Origin of the sequence: Enterobacter sp. ZOR0014 (assembly GCF_000798855.1) — a bacterium.
Taxonomy (GTDB): domain Bacteria; phylum Pseudomonadota; class Gammaproteobacteria; order Enterobacterales; family Enterobacteriaceae; genus Enterobacter; species Enterobacter kobei.
Genome location: NZ_JTLF01000170.1, coordinates 1 through 22372, shown reverse-complemented (window position 1 = coordinate 22372; position 22372 = coordinate 1). Strand labels below are relative to the sequence as shown.

Below are 22372 nucleotides of genomic sequence, written 5' to 3'. Positions count from 1 at the left end.
GGGTAAAGCGTTTTGCTGCGCGCAGGGTGTCCTGATCGGGAAACTCGCGCGCATAAAGCGCCCGAAGCTGGCGCCCGGTAAAGGTACTGTTATCAATCACGATACTGGCGATAAACCCTTTTTCTTCCCGATAGCGGTAGGTCATCGCGTCTTCGACCTCGTCTCCGCTTCCCGCACAATGCAGAAAATCGACGCCGTATCCCAGATGCCCCAGCAGCGCCAGTTCAAAACGTCGCAAGGCAGGTTCAGGCGTGCCGGTTGCCCCAGCGAGGGCCTGGATACAGTGCAGATAATCGAAGAAAAGTTCAGAGAAGCGAGTCTCATGTTCAAGAACCCGCGAGATGAGTTCATTGACATACAGACCGCTGTACAGGGTGATACCAGAAAGAGGAAGCGCCAGGGAGACGGCTTCAGCGCTGCGCAGGGTTTTCACTTCCCCTCGCCCACCAAAGCGGACCAGCAGCGGCGTGAAAGGCTGTAGGGCACCTTTCAGATTAGAACGTTTGGAACGTGCGCCTTTCGCAACAAGGCGCACGCGACCGGACTCTTCCGTGAAGACGTCCAGCATCAGGCTGGTTTCGCTCCAGGGACGACTATGCAGGACGAAGGCGCGCTGCCATCCTTCCATCATACTCGTCGTCTTAGGTTACTGGTCTTCGCCGTAACCGAGGCTGCGCAGAGCACGCTCATCATCGGCCCAGCCAGATTTCACTTTCACCCACAGCTCCAGGTGAACCGGCGCCTCAAACATCTCCATCATGTCTTTACGGGCTTCAATACCGATGGTTTTGATCTTGGCACCTTTGTTGCCGATCACCATCTTCTTCTGCCCCTCACGCTCAACGAGGATCAGACCGTTAATGTCGTAGCCGCCGCGCTCGTTGGTCTGGAAACGCTCGATCTCCACCGTCACAGAGTACGGCAGTTCCGCGCCCAGGAAACGCATCAGCTTTTCACGGATGATTTCAGACGCCATAAAGCGCTGAGAACGATCGGTGATGTAGTCTTCCGGGAAGTGATGAATCGCTTCCGGAAGATGCTTACGCACGATGCCCGCGATGGTATCGACGTTCAGGCCAGTCTCTGCAGACAGCGGAACGATATCGAGGAAGTTCATCTGGCTGCCCAGCCACTGAAGATGCGGCAGCAGGTCAGCCTTTTCCTGCACGTTGTCAACTTTATTGACCGCGAGGATGACCGGCGTTTTGCCGTCACGTAGCTTGTTCAGCACCATTTCGTCGTCCGGTGTCCAGCGGGTGCCTTCCACAACGAAAATGACCAGTTCTACATCACCAATCGAGCTGCTCGCCGCTTTGTTCATCAGACGGTTAATGGCACGCTTCTCTTCCATGTGCAGGCCCGGAGTATCGACGTAGATCGCCTGATACGCGCCTTCAGTATGGATGCCGACAATGCGGTGACGCGTGGTCTGCGCCTTACGCGAGGTAATAGAAATCTTCTGCCCAAGCAGATTATTCAGCAGGGTGGATTTGCCGACGTTCGGACGTCCGACGATGGCAATAAATCCGCAATACGTTTTTTCTTCGCTCATTCCAGCTCCAGCATTTTTAACGCCTGTTCGGCGGCAGCCTGTTCAGCCTTACGACGGCTTGAACCTGTGCCCACCACCGGTTCACTCAGGCCACTGACCTGGCAATGGATGGTAAATTCCTGATCGTGCGCTTCGCCGCGTACCTGCACCACCAGATAAGATGGCAGCGGCAGATGACGGCCCTGCAAATATTCCTGCAGACGCGTTTTCGGATCTTTTTGTTTATCGCCCGGGCTGATTTCGTCCAGACGGCTCTGATACCAGTTGAGGATCAGCTTTTCTACGGTCTGGATATCGCTGTCCAGGAACACACCACCAATTAATGCTTCGACCGTATCGGCAAGAATCGATTCACGACGGAAGCCGCCGCTTTTCAGTTCACCCGGCCCAAGACGCAGACATTCGCCCAGTTCAAATTCGCGCGCGATTTCCGCAAGGGTATTCCCCCGAACCAGCGTGGCACGCATGCGGCTCATATCCCCCTCGTCAACACGCGGGAAACGATGATAAAGCGCATTCGCAATCACGAAACTTAAAATTGAGTCGCCTAAAAACTCAAGACGCTCATTATGCTTGCTGCTGGCACTGCGATGGGTTAATGCCTGTTGCAACAACTCCTGATGATGAAAAGTGTAGCCCAGCTTCCGTTGAAGCCGATTAATTACGATGGGGTTCATGCGATACCAATAATTGAATGCGTCAAAAATGCAGCACACGAAACCGACCTGAGAAAACCAACGCGGTTTCGTGTGCCGTGGCACCCTTGCAGGGCCAACCTTAAACTTCGGGGGAATATTCTATACACAACGACAGGGGATGTCGTTAGTTCAAAGAGATTTATCGAGGAAATAATTCACGTAGCCGCTAATTAAAGCGGCTACGCGTTCATTTATTGAGAATTAATGGATTCCGCCAATGCGATTCAGGCGTACACCGGTCGGCCATTCGCCTTCCTGTTTCTCAAAACTCATCCAGATTGCGGTGGCTTTACCGACCAAATTCGCCTCAGGCACAAATCCCCAGTAACGGCTGTCCGCAGAATTATCGCGGTTATCCCCCATCATGAAGTAATGTCCCGGCGGTACAATCCAGCTCGCCAGCTGCTGACCCGGCTGCTGATAATACATACCCACCTGATCCTGCGCGATTGGCACCGTGAGGATACGGTGAGTCACATCACCCAGCGTCTCTTTGCGCTCGACCAGACGAATACCGTTCTCTTTGGTTTCGCCTTTTGGCACCTGGAAGAACCCGCTGGTCGCTTCACCGCCGTTACGACGGGCAAAGGTCTGCACAAAATCACTCGGCTCAACGTTTGAGTAGGTGATGGGCAGTGCGTTTTCACACGCGGTGCCAGAACTACAGCCAGGCTGAACGGTAACTTCCTTGGCGACCGGATCGTAGGTCACTTTATCACCCGGCAGGCCAACCGCACGCTTGATGTAGTCCAGACGCGGATCTTCCGGGTATTTGAACACCACGATGTCGCCACGCTTCGGATGACCGGTTTCGATCAGCGTTTTCTGGTAGATAGGATCTTTAATGCCGTAGGCAAACTTCTCTACCAGAATAAAATCACCAATCAGCAGCGTTGGCATCATTGAACCGGATGGGATCTGGAACGGCTCGTAAATAAACGATCGCACCACCAGCACAATGGCCAGCACCGGGAATACCGAGGCGCCCGTTTCCAGCCAGCCCGGTTTCGGGCCGACTTTTTTCAGGGTTTTCGCATCCAGCTGGTCGCCAGTGGCTACCTGTGCGGCAGCCTGACGCTCACGGCGTTTTGGGGCGAAGATAAACTTATCCAGACACCACAGCAGACCTGTCACCAGGGTAGCAATGACCAGGATCAGGGCAAACATGTTCGCCATGCCAACTCCTTAAAGGTTATTTGCCGTCTTTACCAACATGAAGAATGGCAAGGAATGCTTCCTGTGGCAGCTCAACGTTACCGACCTGCTTCATACGCTTCTTACCTTCTTTCTGCTTCTGCAGCAGCTTTTTCTTACGACTGACGTCACCGCCGTAGCACTTCGCCAGAACGTTTTTACGCAGCTGTTTCACCGTAGAACGCGCGATAATGTGGTTACCAATGGCCGCCTGAATCGCGATGTCGAACTGCTGACGCGGGATCAGATCTTTCATTTTCTCAACCAGCTCGCGACCACGGTACGGCGCATTGTCGTTGTGGGTGATCAGGGCCAACGCATCCACACGCTCACCGTTGATCAGCACGTCCACACGCACCATGTTGGAGGCCTGGAAACGCTTGAAGTTGTAATCCAGGGACGCATAGCCACGGGAGGTAGACTTCAGGCGATCGAAGAAGTCGAGTACCACTTCCGCCATCGGGATTTCATAGGTCAGCGCCACCTGGTTACCGTGGTAGACCATGTTGGTCTGCACGCCACGCTTCTCAATACACAGCGTAATGACGTTGCCCAGGAACTCCTGTGGCAGCAGCATGTGACACTCTGCAATCGGCTCACGCAGTTCGTGGATATTGTTCAGCGGCGGCAGCTTGGACGGGCTATCGACGTAGATCACTTCTTTCGAGGTGGTTTCTACCTCATACACAACGGTCGGTGCGGTGGTGATCAGATCCAGATCGTATTCACGTTCCAGACGCTCCTGAATGATCTCCATGTGCAGCAGGCCGAGGAAGCCACAGCGGAAACCGAAGCCCAGCGCCGTTGAGCTTTCTGGCTCGTAGAACAGGGAAGCATCGTTCAGGCTCAGTTTACCGAGCGCATCACGGAAGTTTTCATAGTCATCTGAGCTGACCGGGAACAGACCCGCGTAAACCTGCGGTTTCACCTTTTTAAAACCTGGCAGCGCTTTATCTGCCGGGTTACGCGCACCGGTCAGGGTATCGCCCACTGGCGCGCCGAGGATGTCTTTAATGGCACAAACCAGCCAGCCTACTTCGCCGCATTTCAGCTCGGTACGGTCAACCTGTTTTGGCGTGAAGATACCCAGACGGTCGGCGTTGTAGACCTGTCCGGTACTCATCACCTTGATTTTGTCGCCTTTACGCATGGTGCCGTTTTTAATACGCACCAGAGAGACAACACCAAGGTAGTTATCGAACCAGGAGTCGATGATCAGCGCCTGCAGTGGGCCATCCGGGTCACCTTCCGGGGCCGGGATGTCACGCACCAGGCGTTCCAGCACATCGGTCACGCCCACACCGGTTTTCGCGGAGCAGCGCACGGCATCCGTCGCGTCAATGCCGACAATATCTTCAATCTCTTCCGCGACGCGTTCAGGGTCGGCAGCTGGCAGGTCGATTTTATTCAGAACCGGCACAACCTCGAGATCCATTTCCATCGCGGTATAGCAGTTTGCCAGGGTCTGGGCTTCAACACCCTGCCCGGCATCGACGACCAGCAGCGCACCTTCACAGGCCGCCAGCGAACGTGATACTTCATAGGAGAAGTCAACGTGGCCTGGGGTGTCGATAAAGTTCAGTTGATAGGTTTCACCATCAGCCGCTTTGTAATCCAGCGTAACGCTTTGCGCCTTAATGGTGATACCGCGTTCGCGTTCCAGGTCCATGGAGTCCAGAACCTGGGCTTCCATTTCACGATCAGACAGGCCACCGCAAATCTGGATAATACGGTCAGACAGCGTCGACTTACCGTGGTCAATGTGAGCAATGATCGAAAAGTTACGTATGTTCTTCATATAGTTAAATAATTATGCCTTACGAATTCCTGGAGGCCGCTGTTCTTAGCCTGACGTTTTTCAGTGCGAAAACGCAGCATTCTACACTACATCCTCGCTACCTGGAAATGCACTTAGAGACAGGTATAGCGTGAAGAAAGGGCGTTTTCTGTATTAGGGCGTAAAAATTGATAAAGCCCGATGGATCATCGGGCCTCAGAAGAGAGCGTCTCGACACGAAGCTGGTCTGGTGCCAACCCAACGCTGAGAATGACAGGCTGCCACTCTTCGCGCGCGGCAAGCTTCGGTGAGAGACCTTTAGCAAGCCAGAATCCCCCGATGCCCCCCAACGCGGCACCGCACATGGCGGCCACATCAGTACCAAACAGCGTCTGGAAAAGGCCGCCCATGATAAATAACCCGACCAACGGAGAGAGATAGACCAGCATAGCGGAACCGAGCAGACTGCCTTCCGCAATCCCCAGTTCAACCTTCTGCCCCGCCACCAGCGGCTGTTCACTTGGCACAGAGATAGTATGCGACGTTTGCGGCCCGAGCTTATTCAGCACGCGGCTGCCGCACCCGGCACGGGATGCGCAGCTATTGCATGAGGCTTTGACATCGCAACTGACTCGCGCAACACCATTTTGCCACGAGACGACGGTTGCCCACTCTTTAATCATTGCGCGGCCCTGAATTTAATGCTGTCTGAAATGCGCTTCGCCGTCTGCGGAGGTAATTCACCCACAATCGTGATCTCTGCGTTATCACGTACCGTGGTGCTCACCGTGCGACGTCCGGTACGAAGCATTTGCTCAGAGCTGTTTGCCGTTGCGCGGTTGATATTCACCGAGAAACTGAACAAACCGTCGGAATAGAGGCGCGACTCAACGGGCGTGTCAATAGTTGGCAACTGACGACGGCTGCTGGACACTTCGCTAAAGCCTTGCGGGATCCAGGAAGGAACCCAGTTGAAGTTAACGGAATCCCCTGCCGGAACAGAAAGCAGCGGCGGCAGGCTGGCTTTGGCCAGATTCTGCATGCTGTTGCCAACCTGATTGTTCACGCTGAAGGAGATCACGCGGAACTGTTCAAGCGTTTCACCGTCGCGGTCAAGCAGGTCCACACGCATCGGCAGCTTGGTTTCCGCATCAATCCAGACGATATAGCTGTAGCGCGTGCCATCGCGAGCAACCACGCGGATCACTTCACACAGTCTGTCTGCGATGCGCGTACGCCCTACCGAAATAAAATCGTAGTAAGGGGCCAGCCGCTTGAAGTCGGTATAGATGAGTGACGGCAGAGAATCAACGATATAGTCGCCATTGAGCGTGAAAGGCTCCAGGCCAGGCTCGAAATAGCTGATTTCGTTGCCTCGCTGGACAACTTCCCGACGCGGACCATCCATCTGTAAAAGCTGGGCGAGTGGCTGATTATCAAGACGGGCATGACGATAGCGTAACGACTCGACGCCCTGCTTATTGATGCTGATAAATGCCAACTCGTAATTGAGTGACTGGCTGGCCAGATTCATTTGCTGCAACAACGCCCCGGATGAAACATCAGCCGAGGCGTTGGCAGAGAAGAACAGGCTACCCGCCATCAGAGACATGGCGAACCAAAGTTGCTTCATTACTGCGATTGCGTTCCTAAAGTTTGGTTTCCGGGCACCTGCACAGCAGCTTGCTGGGTTTGGGCCTGCTCAAACTGAAGCTGTTCAGAGTGCAGACGACGCTGCAACTCGTAATCCTGCAACATCGCATTAATGCGACGGCGCTGCTCCTGCACCTGCTGTTGCTGACCGCCGCTGGCGGAAGCATCAGCCGGTACGCCCAGGCTAACCGGGCTCGCTTTGCCCATCATCGGCAGTGTGTTAAACACTGGCGCTTCTGGCTGCTGATTAGTTTCAGACTGAGTATTATAGTGCTGGACGCCAACGATAACTGCAAGCGATACGCATGCAGCAACCCCCATTTGGGTGAGCTGGCTGGCCCACGGACGCACCTTTTGCCAGAACGGCATTTTCTGCCACTGGTGAGGTGCAGGTTGAGCTTCAGGAATCAGCGGAGTGGTCTGATGAACAGGCTCATTCTCAATGGCCGCCATCACGCGGGCAGAGATATCGAAATGGAGAACCTCGCCGGTATCGCCGCGCAGCGTGTCACGGATGAGATGGTAACTCTCCCAGGTCTCTTGCATTTCGGGAGAATGAGACAGCTCGTTGAGCAGCTCACTATCCAGCGTCTCACCATCCATTAAAGCGGAAAGTTTTTCTTTCTGCATGCCTAATACCTTTTCCAGTATCCCGCTATCGTCAACGCCTGATAAGCGGTTGAACTTTATTATCAATAGCTTCTCGCGCACGGAAGATTCGTGAACGCACCGTGCCGACCGGACAATCCATGATAGCGGCTATCTCTTCATAGCTCAGACCATCAAGCTCCCGTAACGTAATTGCCATGCGTAAATCTTCCGGGAGCGACTCGATCGTGCGAAAAACAATTTGTCTCAGTTCTTCTGACAACATTAAGTTCTCAGGGTTCGAAATTTCTTTCAGCGCACCGCCACTTTCGAAGTTTTCGGCGTCGATAGCGTCTACATCACTGGACGGCGGACGACGACCCTGAGCAACCAGATAATTCTTTGCCGTATTAACAGCAATACGGTACAGCCAGGTATAAAAAGCACTATCTCCCCGGAAAGAATCCAGCGCGCGATAGGCCTTAATAAAAGACTCTTGCACCACATCAGGCACATCACCTGACGGTACATAGCGGGAAACCAGACTCGCAACCTTATGCTGGTAGCGCACCACCAGTAAATTAAAGGCTTTCTGATCTCCCTTCTGGACCCGTTCAACCAGGACCTGGTCCGTTAACTGCTCGCTCATCCGAGGTAATGTCTCCCCAAACCTAAATTCCACGCGTTATCGAAACGCCACTCTAAAAACACCGCACTTTGAGCAAGCACCGAGTTAGAGTGTCCGATCGTCAATAAGTTCCGTAACGCCTTTGTTTTTGTTCATCGCGCCGCAGACTGTTCATTTTCTCTCATTATAAGTCTGTTCACGATACGCACCACTTTCTGACAAGAAACATCTTTTTTCCCGCGAGAAGAGTAACGCAACCCAGTCTTTATTTCACCACAAAATCTGACGCTAACGATCTGCTTCGCAAAATAATTTCATTCCTTTACCCGCTATTTACTCCGTCTTACGCGTTTAGCCATTGCAACAACCTCTAAAAAAAACGTGCGATAAATCGCACTCAGGTGCTATTCTGACCCAACACTGTTTAGTAAATTAAACAACAATCATGAACACAACATCTGAACTCCATTGTGATGTCCTGATCATCGGTAGCGGCGCTGCCGGTCTCTCTCTGGCGCTGCGCCTTGCCGAACATCAAAACGTTATCATTCTGAGTAAAGGACCGATAAGTGAAGGTTCCACATTTTATGCCCAGGGCGGCATTGCCGCCGTGTTTGACGAGACCGACAGCATAGCGTCGCACGTAGAAGATACGTTGATTGCCGGCGCCGGGATCGTGGATGCGCACGCCGCAGAGTTCGTTGCCAGCAATGCCCGCCATTGCGTTCAGTGGCTCATCGATCAGGGCGTATTATTTGATACCCAGATTCAGCCTAACGGTGAAGAGAGCTACCACCTCACGCGCGAAGGCGGTCATAGCCACCGCCGCATCCTGCACGCAGCGGATGCCACAGGTAAAGAGGTGGAGACCACGCTGGTGGGTAAAGCGCTTAACCATCCTAATATTCGGGTTCTTGAGCGCAGTAATGCCGTTGACCTGATTATTTCAGACAAGATTGGCCTGCCTGGTCCGCGTCGCGTGGTGGGTGCATGGGTCTGGAACCGTAATAAAGAGAAGGTTGAAACCTGTCAGGCGAAGGCCGTTGTACTGGCGACGGGCGGCGCCTCAAAGGTGTATCAGTACACCACTAACCCGGACATCGCTTCCGGAGACGGTATCGCCATGGCCTGGCGCGCAGGCTGCCGCGTGGCGAATCTCGAATTTAATCAGTTTCACCCCACCGCCCTGTTCCACCCTCAGGCGCGCAACTTCCTGCTGACGGAAGCCCTGCGCGGTGAAGGCGCTTATCTGAAACGCCCTGACGGTACCCGCTTTATGCCGGACTTTGACGCGCGTGGCGAGCTCGCCCCTCGCGATATCGTTGCCCGCGCCATCGACCATGAAATGAAACGTCTGGGCGTGGACTGCATGTATCTCGATATCAGCCATAAGCCAGCCGCATTCATTCGCCAGCATTTCCCGATGATTTACGAAAAGCTGCTGAACCTGGGGATTGATTTGACCCGCGATCCGGTGCCCATTGTGCCTGCGGCCCACTATACCTGCGGGGGCGTGATGGTTGACGATCACGGGCGCACCGACGTAGAAGGTCTGTATGCTATCGGCGAGGTGAGTTATACCGGCCTTCACGGCGCGAATCGTATGGCGTCGAACTCGCTGCTTGAGTGTCTGGTGTACGGCTGGTCAGCGGCGGAAGACATCACGAAACGCATGCCTTACGCCCGCGAAACCGAGCACTTACCTGCCTGGGATGAAAGCCGCGTGGATAACCCGGACGAGCTGGTCGTGATCCAGCACAACTGGCATGAGCTACGGCTGTTTATGTGGGACTACGTGGGGATTGTGCGCACCACAAAACGTCTGGAACGTGCGTTGCGCCGCATTACTATGCTGCAGCAGGAAATTGATGAATATTATGCCAATTTCCGCGTATCCAATAATCTGCTGGAGCTGCGCAATCTGGTGCAGGTTGCCGAGCTGATTGTTCGCTGCGCCATGATGCGTAAAGAGAGCCGCGGCTTGCACTACACCCTGGACTACCCGGATCAGCTTGCTGAATCTGGCCCGTCGATACTGGCTCCGCAGGTTCACATAAACAGATAAAATGCCTGGGTCAGAGCAGTGTAATCTTCGGAATAACGCTGGTCTGGCCCTCGAATCACCATACGGTCATTAAAGCATTCACCTTCTTTTGGCGAAAGCGCCAGCAGCACGCGGTGCGGCAGTCGTCCTTCCGTATCAGAAATGTCAGTTCGCAAACGTAATGTCCAGCCAATCTCCTGCGCCAGACTAATAAATGTATTACCCGTGCTTTCTGGCAACACTACGCAAAAAAAGCCCTCTTCAGAGATGAGTTCAGCCGCGCTGGTAAGCAGTGCTTTATGATCGAGTGAACTGGTATAACGCGCCTGTTCACGTTCAGGGGTACCACACTCGACACCGGGCGCGTAGTAAGGAGGGTTGCTGACGATAAGATCGTAACGCGCAGTTTGTTCAGGCGCCCAGACCAGCACATCCGCACATTGAACGCGAATCCGGTCTGCCCAGGGGGATTCGGCCGCATTTTCACTCGCCTGCCCTGCAGCCTGCGCATCGAGCTCAACGGCATCAATCGTGACATGCTCTTCCGTACGCTGGGCCAGCATCAACGCCACCAGCCCGCTGCCGGTACCGATATCAAGAATACGTTTAACACCTGCGACAGGGGCCCATGCTCCCAGTAAAATACCGTCGGTGCCGACTTTCATGGCACAGCGATCGTGGGCGACAAAAAATTGTTTAAACGTAAAACCATCGCGGCGCAACTGCGCTTTGAGTTGAGACATGTCAGGGCAACCTTCTAAGTGAAACTGGAGTAGCATAGGGGAAAGCGAAGGCACCGCAAAGCGATATCCATACAAACAGATGAAGATTACAGCCGTAACGTCTATAATCAGCGCCCCACACAGAGGTAGAACATGACTGTAACGACTTTTTCCGAACTTGAACTCGATGAAAGCCTGCTCAATGCACTTGAGAGCAAAGGCTTTACACGCCCGACCGCCATTCAGGCAGCGGCCATTCCGCCTGCGCTTGAGGGCCGCGATGTGCTCGGTTCTGCGCCAACCGGCACGGGGAAGACAGCAGCCTATTTGCTGCCTGTGTTGCAGCACCTGCTCGACTTTCCACGAAAAAAATCAGGCCCACCGCGTATTTTGATCCTGACGCCTACGCGCGAGCTGGCCATGCAGGTTGCCGATCACGCGCGTGAGCTGGCGGCTAACACCCATCTGGATATCGCCACTATTACCGGCGGCGTGGCGTATATGAACCACGCCGAAGTGTTCAGCGAAAACCAGGATATCGTTGTTGCGACGACGGGCCGTTTGCTGCAGTACATTAAAGAAGAGAACTTCGACTGCCGCGCGGTAGAAACGCTGATTCTGGATGAAGCCGACCGTATGCTGGACATGGGCTTCGCACAGGATATCGAACATATTGCGGGCGAGACGCGCTGGCGTAACCAGACGATGCTGTTCTCTGCCACCCTTGAAGGGGACGCGATTAAAGATTTCGCCGAGCGTCTGCTGGAAGATCCGGTTGAAGTCTCTGCGACGCCCTCTACGCGTGAGCGCAAGAAGATCCACCAGTGGTATTACCGTGCGGACAACCTTGAGCACAAGGTCGAATTACTGAAGCACCTGCTGAAGCAGGAAGATGCTCTGCGTACCATCGTCTTTGTGCGTAAACGCGAGCGCGTGCACGAGCTGGCAGAAATGCTGCGTAATGCGGGCATTAATAACTGCTACCTCGAAGGTGAGATGGCGCAGGTTAAGCGTACCGAAGGCATCAAACGCCTGACCGATGGCCGCGTGAACGTGCTGGTGGCGACAGACGTTGCCGCACGCGGGATCGACATTCCGGACGTGAGCCACGTGATCAACTTCGATATGCCGCGCAGTGGTGATACCTATCTGCACCGCATTGGCCGTACCGGTCGCGCCGGACGTAAAGGTACTGCGATTTCACTGGTTGAAGCGCACGATCACCTGCTGCTGCAAAAAATTGGTCGCTATGTTGATGAGCCGCTGAAATCTCGCGTCATTGACGGCCTGCGCCCAACTACCCGCGCGCCGAGTGAAAAAATGACGGGCAAACCGTCCAAGAAAGCACTCGCAAAACGCGCTGAGAGAAAAGAGAAAGAAAAAGAGAAGCCGCGCGTTAAGCAACGCCACCGCGATACCAAAAACATTGGTAAGCGTCGTAAGCCAAGCGCTGCCGCGCAGGATACGAAAACTGAAGAGTAAGAAAAAGCCGGGGATTTCCCCGGCTTTTTTATTCCCCCCCGAAACTGGAACCTTACAGGCTTTCAGTAAAGGTACGCGCGATAACGTCGCGCTGCTGCTCTGGGGTCAGTGAGTTAAAACGAACCGCATAGCCAGACACGCGAATAGTCAGCTGTGGGTACTTTTCAGGGTGCTCAACGGCATCCATCAGCGTTTCACGACGCAGAACGTTAACGTTCAGATGCTGACCGCCTTCCACGCGCACTTCCGGTTTCACTTCCATTGGGATTTCACGATATTCGATTTCGCCCAGTTTGCTCACTGGCACGATCTCATCTTCAGTAAAACCGGCTTTTGCCACCACGCAGCGTGCTTCGTTTTTCTCGCTGTCCAGCAGCCAGAAAGAATTGAGCAGATCGTCATTTGCAGCTTTAGTAATCTGGATACCTGTAATCATGTGTTGCCTCCCTTAGGCTACATTAACTGGTGTCGGCCTCACACGGCCAATTGGTAAAACCATTGTTTCTTGTGTGTATATATATCACTCGCACCCCGGTGATTTATTGATTTAAATCAACAAAAACACCAACCACATAAAGAGTGTGGTTTGAATTTATTGTTTTAGATCAATTTCAGCACCTTACCAATTCAACTGGTTGTGTATCTTTTCAAAATAAATTTAGCTACTTAGCGTGCATTTCAGCGCGTCATTTTGCTCACTGGCGTTTAACAGGTAAGCTAGACACAGAATGAGATTCGCAGGAGAGCGAGATGACCACACCGTTGACATGGCACGATGTGCTGGCAGAAGAAAAACAACAACCCTATTTTATCAATACACTCAGCACCGTTGCAGCTGAACGTCAGTCCGGGCAGACGATTTATCCGCCGCAGAAAGATGTGTTCAACGCCTTTCGTTACACTGAGCTGAGCGATGTGAAGGTGGTCATTCTTGGCCAGGATCCGTATCACGGCCCGGGTCAGGCACACGGGCTGGCGTTCTCCGTCCGTCCGGGCGTGGCTATCCCACCTTCTCTGCTCAATATGTATAAAGAGCTTGAGGGAACCGTTCCTGGCTTCACCCGCCCCACCCACGGTTACCTGGAAAGCTGGGCGCATCAGGGTGTGCTGCTGTTAAATACGGTACTCACTGTAAGGGCGGGTCAGGCACATTCTCACGCCAGCCTGGGCTGGGAAACCTTTACCGATAAGGTTATTAGCCTGATCAACGAACATCGTGAAGGCGTGGTGTTTTTACTGTGGGGTTCTCACGCGCAGAAGAAAGGGGCGATTATCGACCGTCAGCGCCATCACGTTTTAAAAGCGCCGCACCCGTCTCCGCTGTCGGCACATCGCGGTTTCTTCGGCAGTAATCACTTTGTTCTGGCGAATGAATGGCTGGAAAAACGTGGCGAAACGCCAATTGACTGGATGCCAGTGTTACCGGCAGAGAGCGAGTAGGGTTTGAATGTGCCGGGCCAGACCCGGCACATTGAGAGGCTTATGCCTTATTCTGACGCCACCATTCCGCCAGCAGTACGCCGGTCGCAACGGATACGTTCAGACTTTCTACATTACCTGTCCCGTCGATAGAGACGCTCAGATCAGCACTGGAAAGCGCCGCGTCAGACAGACCGTCACGTTCCTGACCTAATACCAGCACCATTTTACGCGGCAGCGTCGCTTTAAACAGCGGCGTACCAGCATGGCTCGACGTGGTCACGATGGAATAACCCGCTTTACGGAACTGCTCAAGGGCGTCCAGCACGCTGTCGCCGGTGATCGGCTGCACATGCTCCGCTCCGCCTTCTGCAGTGCGGATAGCGGCACCGGATTCCAGCAGTGCGGCATCCTGTAACAGCACACCCTTCACGCCAAAGTGCGCGCAGCTGCGCATCATCGCGCCCAGGTTGTGCGGGTTGCCTACATCTTCCAGCGCCAGCACGCAGTCATCGGCATCCGCCTGGCTGACCCACTGCTGCACGGTGGTGCCGTTACGTTTTTTAATCAGGAAGCAGACGCCGCCGTGGTGCTCGGTACCGGACGCTTTGGTCAGCTCGGCATCATCCACCACGTGGTAGGCTTTACGGTTCGCAGCCATCCAGCGCAGTGCTTCTTTAAAGCGCGGGGTCACGCTCTGGATAAACCAGGCGCGGACGATACACTCAGGGCGGCTCTGGAACAGCGCCTGGCAGGCGTTCTCGCCATACACGCGGGTCTCTTCCGCACGCTGACGGCGCAGCACTTCCGGATCGATAAAGCTTTTGCCGCTGATACCGCCGTGATCGGCTTTCTCTGGCGTCTCATCGCCCGGGGCGCGAGAAACGGTGCGCCACGGGGAGGCGTTGTCACGCGAGAAGTCATCACGCGGACGATCGTCTCGTGGACGGTCACTGCGTGGGCGGTCGGAACGCGGACGGTCATCGCGTTTGCGATCGTCACGTTTGCGGTCATCACCGCGGGTGTTTCTGTCATCGCGGGCGGGGCGACGGCCACCGTCTGCACGAGAAGACGCCGGACGCCCGCCACCTTTTCCGGTACGCGGATTTTGGGTGCGTTTATCAGAGTCATCATCACTGCGGACATACATCACTTTGACCTTGCCGCTTTTGTTTTTCATTTCGTCGTTCATGCTTTTCTCCACCAGCGCTGCGCGAAGCGCGCAGATTACCCGATGTGCCAGCGCATAGCCATAATTTCGTACAAAAGCCTGTGACTATTGTTCTCATTGAATAAAACGCATTGTTGTTTCAAACAGGCTCATTGATAATATGTAACATATTAGAAACATTATCGGCGTTCTGCCGCTGTCCCACGGCTCTATCAGAGGTTAGTTATGAATACCGTATGTGCCAACTGTCAGGCTCTTAATCGCATTCCGGACGATCGGATTGACGATGGTGCGAAATGCGGACGTTGTGGCCACGAACTGTTTGATGGCGATGTCATTAACGCGACGGGTGCTACGCTGGACAAACTCCTCAAGGACGATCTCCCGGTGGTGGTCGATTTCTGGGCACCGTGGTGCGGTCCATGCCGAAGCTTCGCGCCAATCTTTGAAGACGTGGCCGAAGAGCGCAGCGGTAAGATGCGTTTTGTTAAGGTGAATACCGAGGCGGAACGCGAGCTTAGCGCACGTTTCCGCATTCGCAGCATCCCGACCATTATGATCTTTAAAAACGGTGAAGTCGTCGACATGCTCAATGGCGCAGTACCGAAAGCGCCGTTTGACAGCTGGTTAAACGAATCACTGTAACTTTCACGGGGCACATCTTGTGCCCCGCTCCCGCCTCTGCGAAAATGGCGTTTTTCCTTCACTTCGCCCATGAACGATAACGCTGTCCTCCTGTTACGCGCCGAACGCCTTGCGCGCGCCACTCGTCCTTTTCTTGCCCGTGGCAATCGCATTCGTCGCTGCCAGCGCTGCCTGCTTCCGCTTAAAGTTTGCCTGTGCGAAACGCTGGCACCCAGTACGGCTAAAAGCCGTTTTTGTCTGGTCATGTTTGATACCGAGCCGATGAAACCCAGTAATACAGGGCGGCTGATTGCCGATATTCTGCCGGATACTGCCGCGTTTCAATGGTCCCGCACCGAGCCGCCACAGGCCCTGCTCGATCTGGTGACAAACCCGGACTATCAGCCGATGGTCGTTTTCCCGGCCTCTTACGCAGGTGACAATCGTCAGGTGCTTTCGGCGCCACCATCCGGTAAGCCACCGCTGTTTATTATGCTGGACGGCACATGGACCGAAGCGCGGAAAATGTTTCGCAAAAGCCCTTACCTTGACGCGCTGCCGGTCATTTCTGTCGATCTTTCCCGCGTCTCGGCTTATCGCCTGCGTGAAGCGCATGCTGACGGACAATATTGCACCGCCGAGGTGGCCATCGCGCTGCTGGATTTAGCCGGGGATACCGCAGCAGCCGGCGCCCTGGGCAACCATTTCTCTTGTTTCCGGGAACGCTATCTGGCGGGAAAAACCATTCATAAGGGCAGCATCACAGCAACAGCGTCAGAAAGCGTTTAAAATCATCAGGTCGCTTGCAATCACGGGAGACTTGCATGAGCCAGCGAGGGTTAGAAGCGCTATTACGTCCTAAATCCATTGCCGTTATCGGCGCATCCATGAAACCGGATCGGGCAGGCTATCTGATGATGCGCAACCTGCTCGCGGGAGGATTTAATGGCCCCGTCATGCCCGTCACGCCGGCTTATAAGGCCGTTCAGGGGGTGCTGGCATGGCCAGATGTGCAGAGCCTGCCTTTTGTGCCGGACCTCGCCGTGCTGTGTACGAATGCGAAACGCAATCTGGAACTGCTGGAAGCACTTGGCAAGAAAGGGTGTAAAACCTGCATTATTCTCTCGTCTCCACCTGAACAGCAACCCGAACTGCTCGCCTACGCCAGCCGCTACCAGATGCGTATCCTTGGCCCGAATAGCCTGGGCCTGCTCGCCCCCTGGCAGGGGTTGAATGCCAGTTTCTCCCCGGTACCGATCCGCAAAGGCAAACTGGCGTTTATCTCGCAGTCGGCTGCAGTATCGAACACTATCCTCGACTGGGCGCAACAGCGCGAAATGGGTTTCTCCTACTTCATTGCCCTGGGCGACAGCCTGGATATCGACGTTGATGAGCTTCTGGATTTCCTGGCTCGTGACAGCAAAACCAGCGCGATACTCCTTTATCTTGAGCATCTGAGCGACGCCCGTCGTTTTGTATCGGCTTCACGAAGTGCTTCGCGCAATAAGCCGATCCTGGTTATCAAAAGCGGTCGCAGTCCTGCTGCCCAGCGTCTCCTGCAGTCTCATTCCGGCATGGATCCCGCCTGGGATGCCGCCATCCAGCGCGCGGGGTTACTGCGGGTGCAGGATACGCACGAGCTTTTTTCCGCCGTTGAGACGCTCAGTCACATGCGCCCACTGCGTGGCGAGAAGTTAATGATTGTCAGCAATGGTGCGGCCCCTGCTGCGCTTGCGCTGGATGAACTGTGGCTGCGCAACGGAAAGCTGGCAACGCTGGGTGAAGAGACGCTTCAACGCCTCAGAGAGGCGCTTCCGACAAGCGTGATGCCCGGCAATCCGCTTGATTTGCGCGATGACGCCAGCAGCGATCGCTATATTCGGGCTATCTCAATTTTGCTGGATAGTCAGGACTTCGATGCATTGATGATTATCCACTCCCCCAGCGCAGTCGCGCCGGGCAGTGAAAGTGCGCGCGCGTTAATTGAAGCTGTACGCAACCATCCGCGCGGCAAATATGTCACTCTGCTGACAAACTGGTGCGGTGAGTTTTCATCTCAGGAGGCACGACGTCTGTTCAGCGAAGCCGGTCTGCCAACCTACCGTACGCCGGAAGGGACTATCACCGCATTTATGCATATGGTGGAATATCGCCGCAATCAGAAGCAGCTACGCGAAACCCCGGCGCTACCTGGTAACCTGACGGCGAATACCGTCGACGTTCATCGACTCTTGCAGCAGGCTATTGAAGAGGGCGCGACATCGCTTGATACGCATGAAGTGCAGCCCATTCTGGGCAGCTACGGGATGCAAACCCTGCCAACCTGGATCGCCAGCGACAGCGCCGAGGCAGTACATATTGCGGAGCAGATTGGCTATCCGGTCGCTCTTAAGCTGCGCTCTCCCGATATACCGCATAAATCAGATGTTCAGGGTGTCATGTTATATCTGCGTACGGCAACGGAGGTACAGCAGGCAGCTGATGCCATTTTTGACCGCGTTAAGATGGCCTGGCCGCAGGCCCGGATCCACGGACTGCTGGTACAAAGCATGGCTAACCGCGCAGGCGCTCAGGAACTACGAGTCGTGGTAGAGCACGATCCCGTCTTCGGCCCGCTTATTATGCTGGGAGAAGGTGGCGTGGAGTGGCGCCCGGAGGAACAGGCTGTCGTTGCTTTACCGCCGCTGAACATGAACCTCGCGCGCTATCTGATCATTCAGGCGATTAAAAGCAAAAAGATCCGTGGCCGCAGTGCCTTGCGTCCGCTCGATATTGCCGGGTTAAGTCAATTCCTGGTGCAGGTGTCTAATCTGATCGTGGATTGTGCCGAGATCCAGCGGCTGGATATCCATCCGCTACTCGCTTCCGGCAATGAGTTTACGGCGCTGGACGTGACGCTGGATATCGCGCCCTTCGAAGGGGACAGAGAGAGCCGCCTGGCAATCCGTCCATATCCTCTGCATCTGGAGGAGTGGGTAGAGATGAAAAACGGGGAACGCGTCCTGTTCCGCCCAATTCTGCCGGAAGATGAACCCCAGCTGCGGGCCTTTATCTCTCAGGTTACAAAAGAAGATCTCTACTACCGCTATTTTAGCGAAATCAACGAATTTACCCACGATGATTTAGCCAATATGACCCAGATCGACTACGATCGAGAAATGGCGTTTGTTGCCGTGCGTCGTGCAGATCATGATGATGAGATCCTCGGCGTCACGCGAGCCATTTCTGACCCGGATAATGTCGATGCGGAGTTTGCCGTGCTGGTGCGCTCCGATCTTAAAGGCCTGGGGCTGGGTAGACGACTGCTGGAAAAACTCATCAGTTATACGCGAGATCACGGATTGTTGCGCCTGAATGGCATTACTATGCCAAACAATCGCGGTATGGTGACCCTGGCGCGAAAACTCGGATTTGACGTTGATATTCAGCTGGAGGAAGGTATTGTTGCCTTGTCCCTCATCCTGACATCAGCAGACAAACACGAGTAACCTACTGGAAATGTTACCCACTTTGGACGGGACTGGTGGTATCATTGTCCGCTTATGTTGTTTGCATGGTACAGACAACCCTTCAATGAACAGAGAAGAAACGCACTGTGATGTTGTCAAAATTTAAGCGTAATAAACATCAACAACACCTTGCTCAACTACCGAAGATTTCTCAGTCAGTTGATGATGTAGAGTTCTTTTATGCTCCCGCTCATTTTCGGGAAACGCTTCTGGAAAAGATTGCCAGCGCCACGCGACGCATTTGCATTGTGGCCCTGTATCTTGAACAAGATGAAGGCGGTCGTGCGATCCTCAACGCACTCTATGAAGCTAAACGTCAGCGTCCGGAACTGGATGTTCGCGTACTGGTTGACTGGCATCGCGCTCAGCGTGGCCGTATCGGCGCAGCCGCTTCCAATACTAATGCAGACTGGTATTGCCGCACGGCGCAGGAAAATCCTGGCGTCGATGTCCCTGTTTATGGCGTACCCGTTAATACCCGTGAAGCACTCGGTGTCCTTCATTTTAAAGGGTTCATCATTGATGACAGCGTCCTGTACAGCGGCGCAAGCCTGAATGATGTCTACCTTCATCAGCACGATAAATATCGCTACGACCGCTACCACCTGATTCGTAATCCACAGATGGCCGATATCATGTTCAACTGGGTTGATAAAAACCTGGTACACGGTCGTGGTGTTAATCGCCTTGACGATCCTGAGCGTCCTAAAAGCCCGGAGATCAAAAATGATGTTCGCGCTTTCCGCCAGGAGTTGCGCGATGCGGTCTACCATTTCCAGGGCGATGCGAACAACGAAGAGTTATCTGTTACCCCGCTGGTAGGGCTCGGCAAATCAAGCCTGCTGAACAAAACGATCTTCCATTTGATGCCATGCGCAGAGCAGAAACTCACCATCTGTACGCCATACTTTAACCTTCCTGCCGTGCTGGTACGAAATATCATTCAGCTACTGCGCGACGGTAAAAAAGTGGAAATTATCGTCGGCGATAAAACAGCAAACGACTTTTTCATCCCTGAAGACCAGCCGTTCAAAATCATCGGTGCGCTGCCTTATCTTTATGAGATTAACCTGCGTCGTTTCCTGAGCCGTTTACAGTACTACGTCAACACTGACCAGCTGGTTGTGCGTCTGTGGAAAGATGAAGACAACAGTTACCACCTGAAAGGAATGTGGGTCGACGATGAGTGGATGCTGCTGACCGGTAACAACCTTAACCCACGCGCCTGGAGACTGGATCTGGAAAACGCCATTCTCATCCATGACCCGCAGCATGAGTTAGCCGCCCAGCGTGAACGTGAGCTGGAGTTGATTCGCACGCATACTACGGTGGTTAACCATTACCGCGAACTACAGAGCATTGCCGATTATCCGGTGAAAGTCCGTAAGTTGATCCGCCGTTTACGTCGTATCCGTATCGACCGACTTATCAGCCGTATTCTGTAATGTCAGAGCCCTGTCACCCGCAGGGCTTTTTTATGGAGCCCGTTGATGCGTACTTCTCTGCTACTGAGCGTCCTCTTTCTGAGTGGCTGCAGCCATATGGCCAACGATAGCTGGTCCGGACAGGATAAGGCTCAGCACTTCCTCGCCTCCGCAATGCTGTCTGCAGCCGGTAACGAATATGCACAGCATCAGGGATACAGCCGGGACCGGAGCGCAGCGATAGGATTGATGTTCTCAGTAAGCCTTGGAGCATCAAAAGAACTGTGGGATAGCCGCCCCGCGGGGAGCGGCTGGAGCTGGAAAGATTTCGCCTGGGACGTCGCCGGTGCAACCACCGGCTATGCCGTCTGGCAGATGGCGCATTATTAAAGACGAATGCCCTTCCCTTTGCGATGCAGCATCAGGGAGACAATAAAGGCCAGCGCCCCCATTACCGTCACGTACCAGAAGAATGTCGTTTCACTTCCCCATGATTTAAGAGACAACGCTACATACTCCGCCGATCCGCCAAACAGCGCATTGGCTACCGCATAAGAGAGCCCTACCCCTAGCGCTCGTACCTGTGCCGGGAACATTTCGGCTTTCAGTATTCCGCTGATCGAGGTGTAGAAACTGACAATCACCATCGCCAGCATCACCAGTGCAAATGCGGCATATGGCGAGGAGACATGCTGAAGGGCTGTCAAAATAGGGACAGTACACAGCGCTGACAGCCCACCAAAGATCAGCATTGACGTACGGCGACCAATCTTATCGGAAAGCGCACCGATAATCGGTTGTATGAGCATAAAGACAAAAAGTGCCACTGTCATAACAACGCTGGCGACGTTTGCGTGCATTCCGGTGGTGTTCACCAGATACTTTTGCATATAGGTGGTGAAAGTGTAAAAACTGAGAGAGCCGCCCGCAGTGAAGCCCAGCACCATCAGGAAAGCTTTGCGGTTTCGCCATAATCCTTTGAATGTTCCCGCCTCCTTTAGCGTCCTGACCTCTTTCTGCGAGGTTTCATCTAACTGACGGCGTAACCAAAGTGCGACAATCGCCAGTGCTGCGCCCAGTGCGAAAGGAATTCGCCATCCCCATGTGTGAAGTTGTTCGTCTGTCAGGATCTGCTGCAGGATCACCACCACAAGAATCGCCAGCAATTGACCACCAATGAGTGTGACGTACTGGAATGAGGCGTAAAAACCTTTGCGGCCTTCCAGGGCAACTTCACTCATGTAGGTCGCACTGGTACCGTATTCACCGCCCACCGATAGTCCCTGGAATAAGCGAGCCAGCAAAAGCAGCGCAGGCGCCCATGTCCCGATCGATTCATACCCTGGTAAGCAGGCGATCACCAGAGATCCAAAGCACATCATACAAACCGAGATCAGCATGGAGGCCTTGCGCCCGCGACGATCCGCAATACGCCCAAACAGCCAGCCCCCAATGGGTCGCATTAAGAATCCGGCGGCAAATACCCCTGCCGTTTGTAGTAGCTGTGTTGTGGTGTTGCCGGACGGGAAGAAGATATGTGCGAAGTAGAGTGAACAGAATGAGTAGACGTAGAAGTCAAACCATTCAACCAGATTCCCGGAAGAGGCGCTGACGATTGCCCATACCCTTCTTCGGGTATCACTGTTAGCCAGCGTCCCGTTTGATGTAATACTTTCTGTCATTGTGATTATGCTCCTGCCATAAACAGCGGTGTATTGAGCCAGGAGACTCAATTACCTCGTAAATGAAATGTTATAATTTTGTTATAAATAACATTGAGACAGGGATCACACATTCCATTAGCAGGGTAAGAGATTAAGAGAAAGGCCAGGGGAAAAAAACCCAAAGCAAAAAACCCCGCACCTTACGGTACGGGGTTCTTCTTGA

Annotated in this window: 22 protein-coding genes; 8 read left to right on the top strand and 14 right to left on the bottom strand. The window is 53.9% G+C overall.

All coding sequences use genetic code 11. The features are described 5' to 3' along the window. From recO to rseD, 10 genes are all read right to left on the bottom strand, one after another. A partial coding sequence (gene recO / locus L977_RS08905) for a DNA repair protein RecO (RefSeq protein ID WP_047625614.1) occupies positions 1-628 on the bottom strand: 628 nt, incomplete at its 3' end. An 18-nt stretch (positions 629-646) separates the two neighbouring features. Further along, positions 647-1552: a GTPase Era gene (gene era, locus L977_RS08900; protein ID WP_006176722.1), complete on the bottom strand. Its 906-nt coding sequence runs from the start codon at positions 1550-1552 to the stop codon at positions 647-649. Then, positions 1549-2229 carry a ribonuclease III gene (rnc, locus tag L977_RS08895; RefSeq protein WP_010434072.1) on the bottom strand — a complete coding sequence of 227 codons (681 nt, stop codon included), beginning with the start codon at positions 2227-2229 and terminating at the stop codon, positions 1549-1551. Before rnc ends, era begins: the two co-directional genes overlap by 4 nt. A gap of 222 nt (positions 2230-2451) precedes the next feature. Continuing rightward, a complete protein-coding gene (gene lepB, locus L977_RS08890; protein WP_023337640.1) occupies positions 2452-3426 on the bottom strand; it encodes a signal peptidase I in 975 nt (324 codons plus the stop codon). Between the two features lie 16 nt (positions 3427-3442). Then, entirely contained in the window at positions 3443-5242 is a 1800-nt protein-coding gene (lepA, locus tag L977_RS08885) for a translation elongation factor 4 (RefSeq protein ID WP_014884847.1), read from the bottom strand. 185 nt (positions 5243-5427) lie between these two features. Then, positions 5428-5904: a SoxR-reducing system protein RseC gene (rseC, locus tag L977_RS08880; RefSeq protein WP_014884848.1), complete on the bottom strand. Its 477-nt coding sequence runs from the start codon at positions 5902-5904 to the stop codon at positions 5428-5430. Beyond that, positions 5901-6854, bottom strand: coding sequence for a sigma-E factor regulatory protein RseB (gene rseB / locus L977_RS08875; protein ID WP_023331097.1), 954 nt, complete (start codon positions 6852-6854; stop codon positions 5901-5903). Before rseB ends, rseC begins: the two co-directional genes overlap by 4 nt. Further along, complete coding sequence (gene rseA, locus L977_RS08870) at positions 6854-7504, bottom strand: anti-sigma-E factor RseA (protein WP_014832926.1); 651 nt, start codon at positions 7502-7504, stop codon at positions 6854-6856. Before rseA ends, rseB begins: the two co-directional genes overlap by 1 nt. 31 nt (positions 7505-7535) lie before the next feature. Continuing rightward, complete coding sequence (gene rpoE, locus L977_RS08865) at positions 7536-8111, bottom strand: RNA polymerase sigma factor RpoE (RefSeq protein WP_006176728.1); 576 nt, start codon at positions 8109-8111, stop codon at positions 7536-7538. Further along, positions 8108-8191 (bottom strand): rpoE leader peptide RseD, encoded by an 84-nt coding sequence (gene rseD / locus L977_RS25225; protein ID WP_223605340.1) that lies wholly within the window; start codon positions 8189-8191, stop codon positions 8108-8110. The genes rpoE and rseD overlap by 4 nt, the downstream gene beginning before the upstream one ends. 344 nt (positions 8192-8535) lie before the next feature. On the opposite strand from rseD, the gene nadB reads away from it, so the two are divergent. Next, entirely contained in the window at positions 8536-10155 is a 1620-nt protein-coding gene (nadB, locus tag L977_RS08860) for an L-aspartate oxidase (RefSeq protein ID WP_047625613.1), read from the top strand. Here the strand turns inward: nadB and trmN are convergent. Further along, positions 10140-10877: a tRNA(1)(Val) (adenine(37)-N(6))-methyltransferase TrmN gene (gene trmN, locus L977_RS08855; protein ID WP_047625612.1), complete on the bottom strand. Its 738-nt coding sequence runs from the start codon at positions 10875-10877 to the stop codon at positions 10140-10142. The two genes, nadB and trmN, sit on opposite strands and share 16 nt — an antisense overlap. Before the next feature lie 132 nt (positions 10878-11009). Between trmN and srmB the strand changes: the two genes are divergently transcribed. Continuing rightward, positions 11010-12338, top strand: coding sequence for an ATP-dependent RNA helicase SrmB (gene srmB / locus L977_RS08850; protein ID WP_014884852.1), 1329 nt, complete (start codon positions 11010-11012; stop codon positions 12336-12338). A 52-nt stretch (positions 12339-12390) separates the two neighbouring features. On the opposite strand, the gene grcA is transcribed toward srmB, so the two are convergent. Beyond that, positions 12391-12774, bottom strand: a complete 384-nt coding sequence (grcA, locus tag L977_RS08845; protein ID WP_014884853.1) for an autonomous glycyl radical cofactor GrcA — start codon at positions 12772-12774, stop codon at positions 12391-12393. Positions 12775-13088: 314 nt separating this feature from the next. Between grcA and ung the strand changes: the two genes are divergently transcribed. Continuing rightward, positions 13089-13778, top strand: a complete 690-nt coding sequence (gene ung / locus L977_RS08840; protein WP_014884854.1) for a uracil-DNA glycosylase — start codon at positions 13089-13091, stop codon at positions 13776-13778. Positions 13779-13818: 40 nt separating this feature from the next. Here ung and L977_RS08835 read toward each other — a convergent pair whose 3' ends face one another. After that, the gene (locus L977_RS08835) at positions 13819-14949 is read right to left on the bottom strand and encodes a tRNA/rRNA methyltransferase (protein ID WP_014884855.1); all 1131 of its coding nucleotides are present in this window, start codon (positions 14947-14949) and stop codon (positions 13819-13821) included. Positions 14950-15153: 204 nt separating this feature from the next. Here L977_RS08835 and trxC point away from each other — a divergent pair, with 204 nt between their 5' ends. The 5 genes from trxC (at position 15154) to L977_RS08810 (ending at position 20875) form a co-directional block, all read left to right on the top strand. Continuing rightward, positions 15154-15573 (top strand): thioredoxin TrxC, encoded by a 420-nt coding sequence (gene trxC, locus L977_RS08830; RefSeq protein ID WP_014884856.1) that lies wholly within the window; start codon positions 15154-15156, stop codon positions 15571-15573. A 69-nt stretch (positions 15574-15642) separates the two neighbouring features. Then, positions 15643-16341 carry a tRNA-uridine aminocarboxypropyltransferase gene (gene tapT / locus L977_RS08825; protein WP_047344912.1) on the top strand — a complete coding sequence of 233 codons (699 nt, stop codon included), beginning with the start codon at positions 15643-15645 and terminating at the stop codon, positions 16339-16341. A 35-nt stretch (positions 16342-16376) separates the two neighbouring features. After that, entirely contained in the window at positions 16377-19040 is a 2664-nt protein-coding gene (locus L977_RS08820) for a bifunctional acetate--CoA ligase family protein/GNAT family N-acetyltransferase (protein WP_014884858.1), read from the top strand. Positions 19041-19150: 110 nt separating this feature from the next. Continuing rightward, positions 19151-20506 carry a CDP-diacylglycerol--serine O-phosphatidyltransferase gene (gene pssA, locus L977_RS08815; protein ID WP_041163066.1) on the top strand — a complete coding sequence of 452 codons (1356 nt, stop codon included), beginning with the start codon at positions 19151-19153 and terminating at the stop codon, positions 20504-20506. Between the two features lie 45 nt (positions 20507-20551). Next, positions 20552-20875 carry a YfiM family lipoprotein gene (locus L977_RS08810; protein WP_014884860.1) on the top strand — a complete coding sequence of 108 codons (324 nt, stop codon included), beginning with the start codon at positions 20552-20554 and terminating at the stop codon, positions 20873-20875. On the opposite strand, the gene L977_RS08805 is transcribed toward L977_RS08810, so the two are convergent. Continuing rightward, positions 20872-22167 carry an MFS transporter gene (locus tag L977_RS08805; protein ID WP_023331104.1) on the bottom strand — a complete coding sequence of 432 codons (1296 nt, stop codon included), beginning with the start codon at positions 22165-22167 and terminating at the stop codon, positions 20872-20874. The genes L977_RS08810 and L977_RS08805 overlap by 4 nt on opposite strands. Positions 22168-22372: the final 205 nt, after the last annotated feature.

Coding starts and splice junctions, on each gene's coding strand:
- era (WP_006176722.1), bottom strand. CDS start 1,552: ATGAGCGAAGAAAAAACGTATTGCGGATTTATTGCCATCGTCGGACGT.
- rnc (WP_010434072.1), bottom strand. CDS start 2,229: ATGAACCCCATCGTAATTAATCGGCTTCAACGGAAGCTGGGCTACACT.
- lepB (WP_023337640.1), bottom strand. CDS start 3,426: ATGGCGAACATGTTTGCCCTGATCCTGGTCATTGCTACCCTGGTGACA.
- lepA (WP_014884847.1), bottom strand. CDS start 5,242: ATGAAGAACATACGTAACTTTTCGATCATTGCTCACATTGACCACGGT.
- rseC (WP_014884848.1), bottom strand. CDS start 5,904: ATGATTAAAGAGTGGGCAACCGTCGTCTCGTGGCAAAATGGTGTTGCG.
- rseB (WP_023331097.1), bottom strand. CDS start 6,854: ATGAAGCAACTTTGGTTCGCCATGTCTCTGATGGCGGGTAGCCTGTTC.
- rseA (WP_014832926.1), bottom strand. CDS start 7,504: ATGCAGAAAGAAAAACTTTCCGCTTTAATGGATGGTGAGACGCTGGAT.
- rpoE (WP_006176728.1), bottom strand. CDS start 8,111: ATGAGCGAGCAGTTAACGGACCAGGTCCTGGTTGAACGGGTCCAGAAG.
- nadB (WP_047625613.1), top strand. CDS start 8,536: ATGAACACAACATCTGAACTCCATTGTGATGTCCTGATCATCGGTAGC.
- trmN (WP_047625612.1), bottom strand. CDS start 10,877: ATGTCTCAACTCAAAGCGCAGTTGCGCCGCGATGGTTTTACGTTTAAA.
- srmB (WP_014884852.1), top strand. CDS start 11,010: ATGACTGTAACGACTTTTTCCGAACTTGAACTCGATGAAAGCCTGCTC.
- grcA (WP_014884853.1), bottom strand. CDS start 12,774: ATGATTACAGGTATCCAGATTACTAAAGCTGCAAATGACGATCTGCTC.
- ung (WP_014884854.1), top strand. CDS start 13,089: ATGACCACACCGTTGACATGGCACGATGTGCTGGCAGAAGAAAAACAA.
- L977_RS08835 (WP_014884855.1), bottom strand. CDS start 14,949: ATGAACGACGAAATGAAAAACAAAAGCGGCAAGGTCAAAGTGATGTAT.
- trxC (WP_014884856.1), top strand. CDS start 15,154: ATGAATACCGTATGTGCCAACTGTCAGGCTCTTAATCGCATTCCGGAC.
- tapT (WP_047344912.1), top strand. CDS start 15,643: ATGAACGATAACGCTGTCCTCCTGTTACGCGCCGAACGCCTTGCGCGC.
- L977_RS08820 (WP_014884858.1), top strand. CDS start 16,377: ATGAGCCAGCGAGGGTTAGAAGCGCTATTACGTCCTAAATCCATTGCC.
- pssA (WP_041163066.1), top strand. CDS start 19,151: ATGTTGTCAAAATTTAAGCGTAATAAACATCAACAACACCTTGCTCAA.
- L977_RS08810 (WP_014884860.1), top strand. CDS start 20,552: ATGCGTACTTCTCTGCTACTGAGCGTCCTCTTTCTGAGTGGCTGCAGC.
- L977_RS08805 (WP_023331104.1), bottom strand. CDS start 22,167: ATGACAGAAAGTATTACATCAAACGGGACGCTGGCTAACAGTGATACC.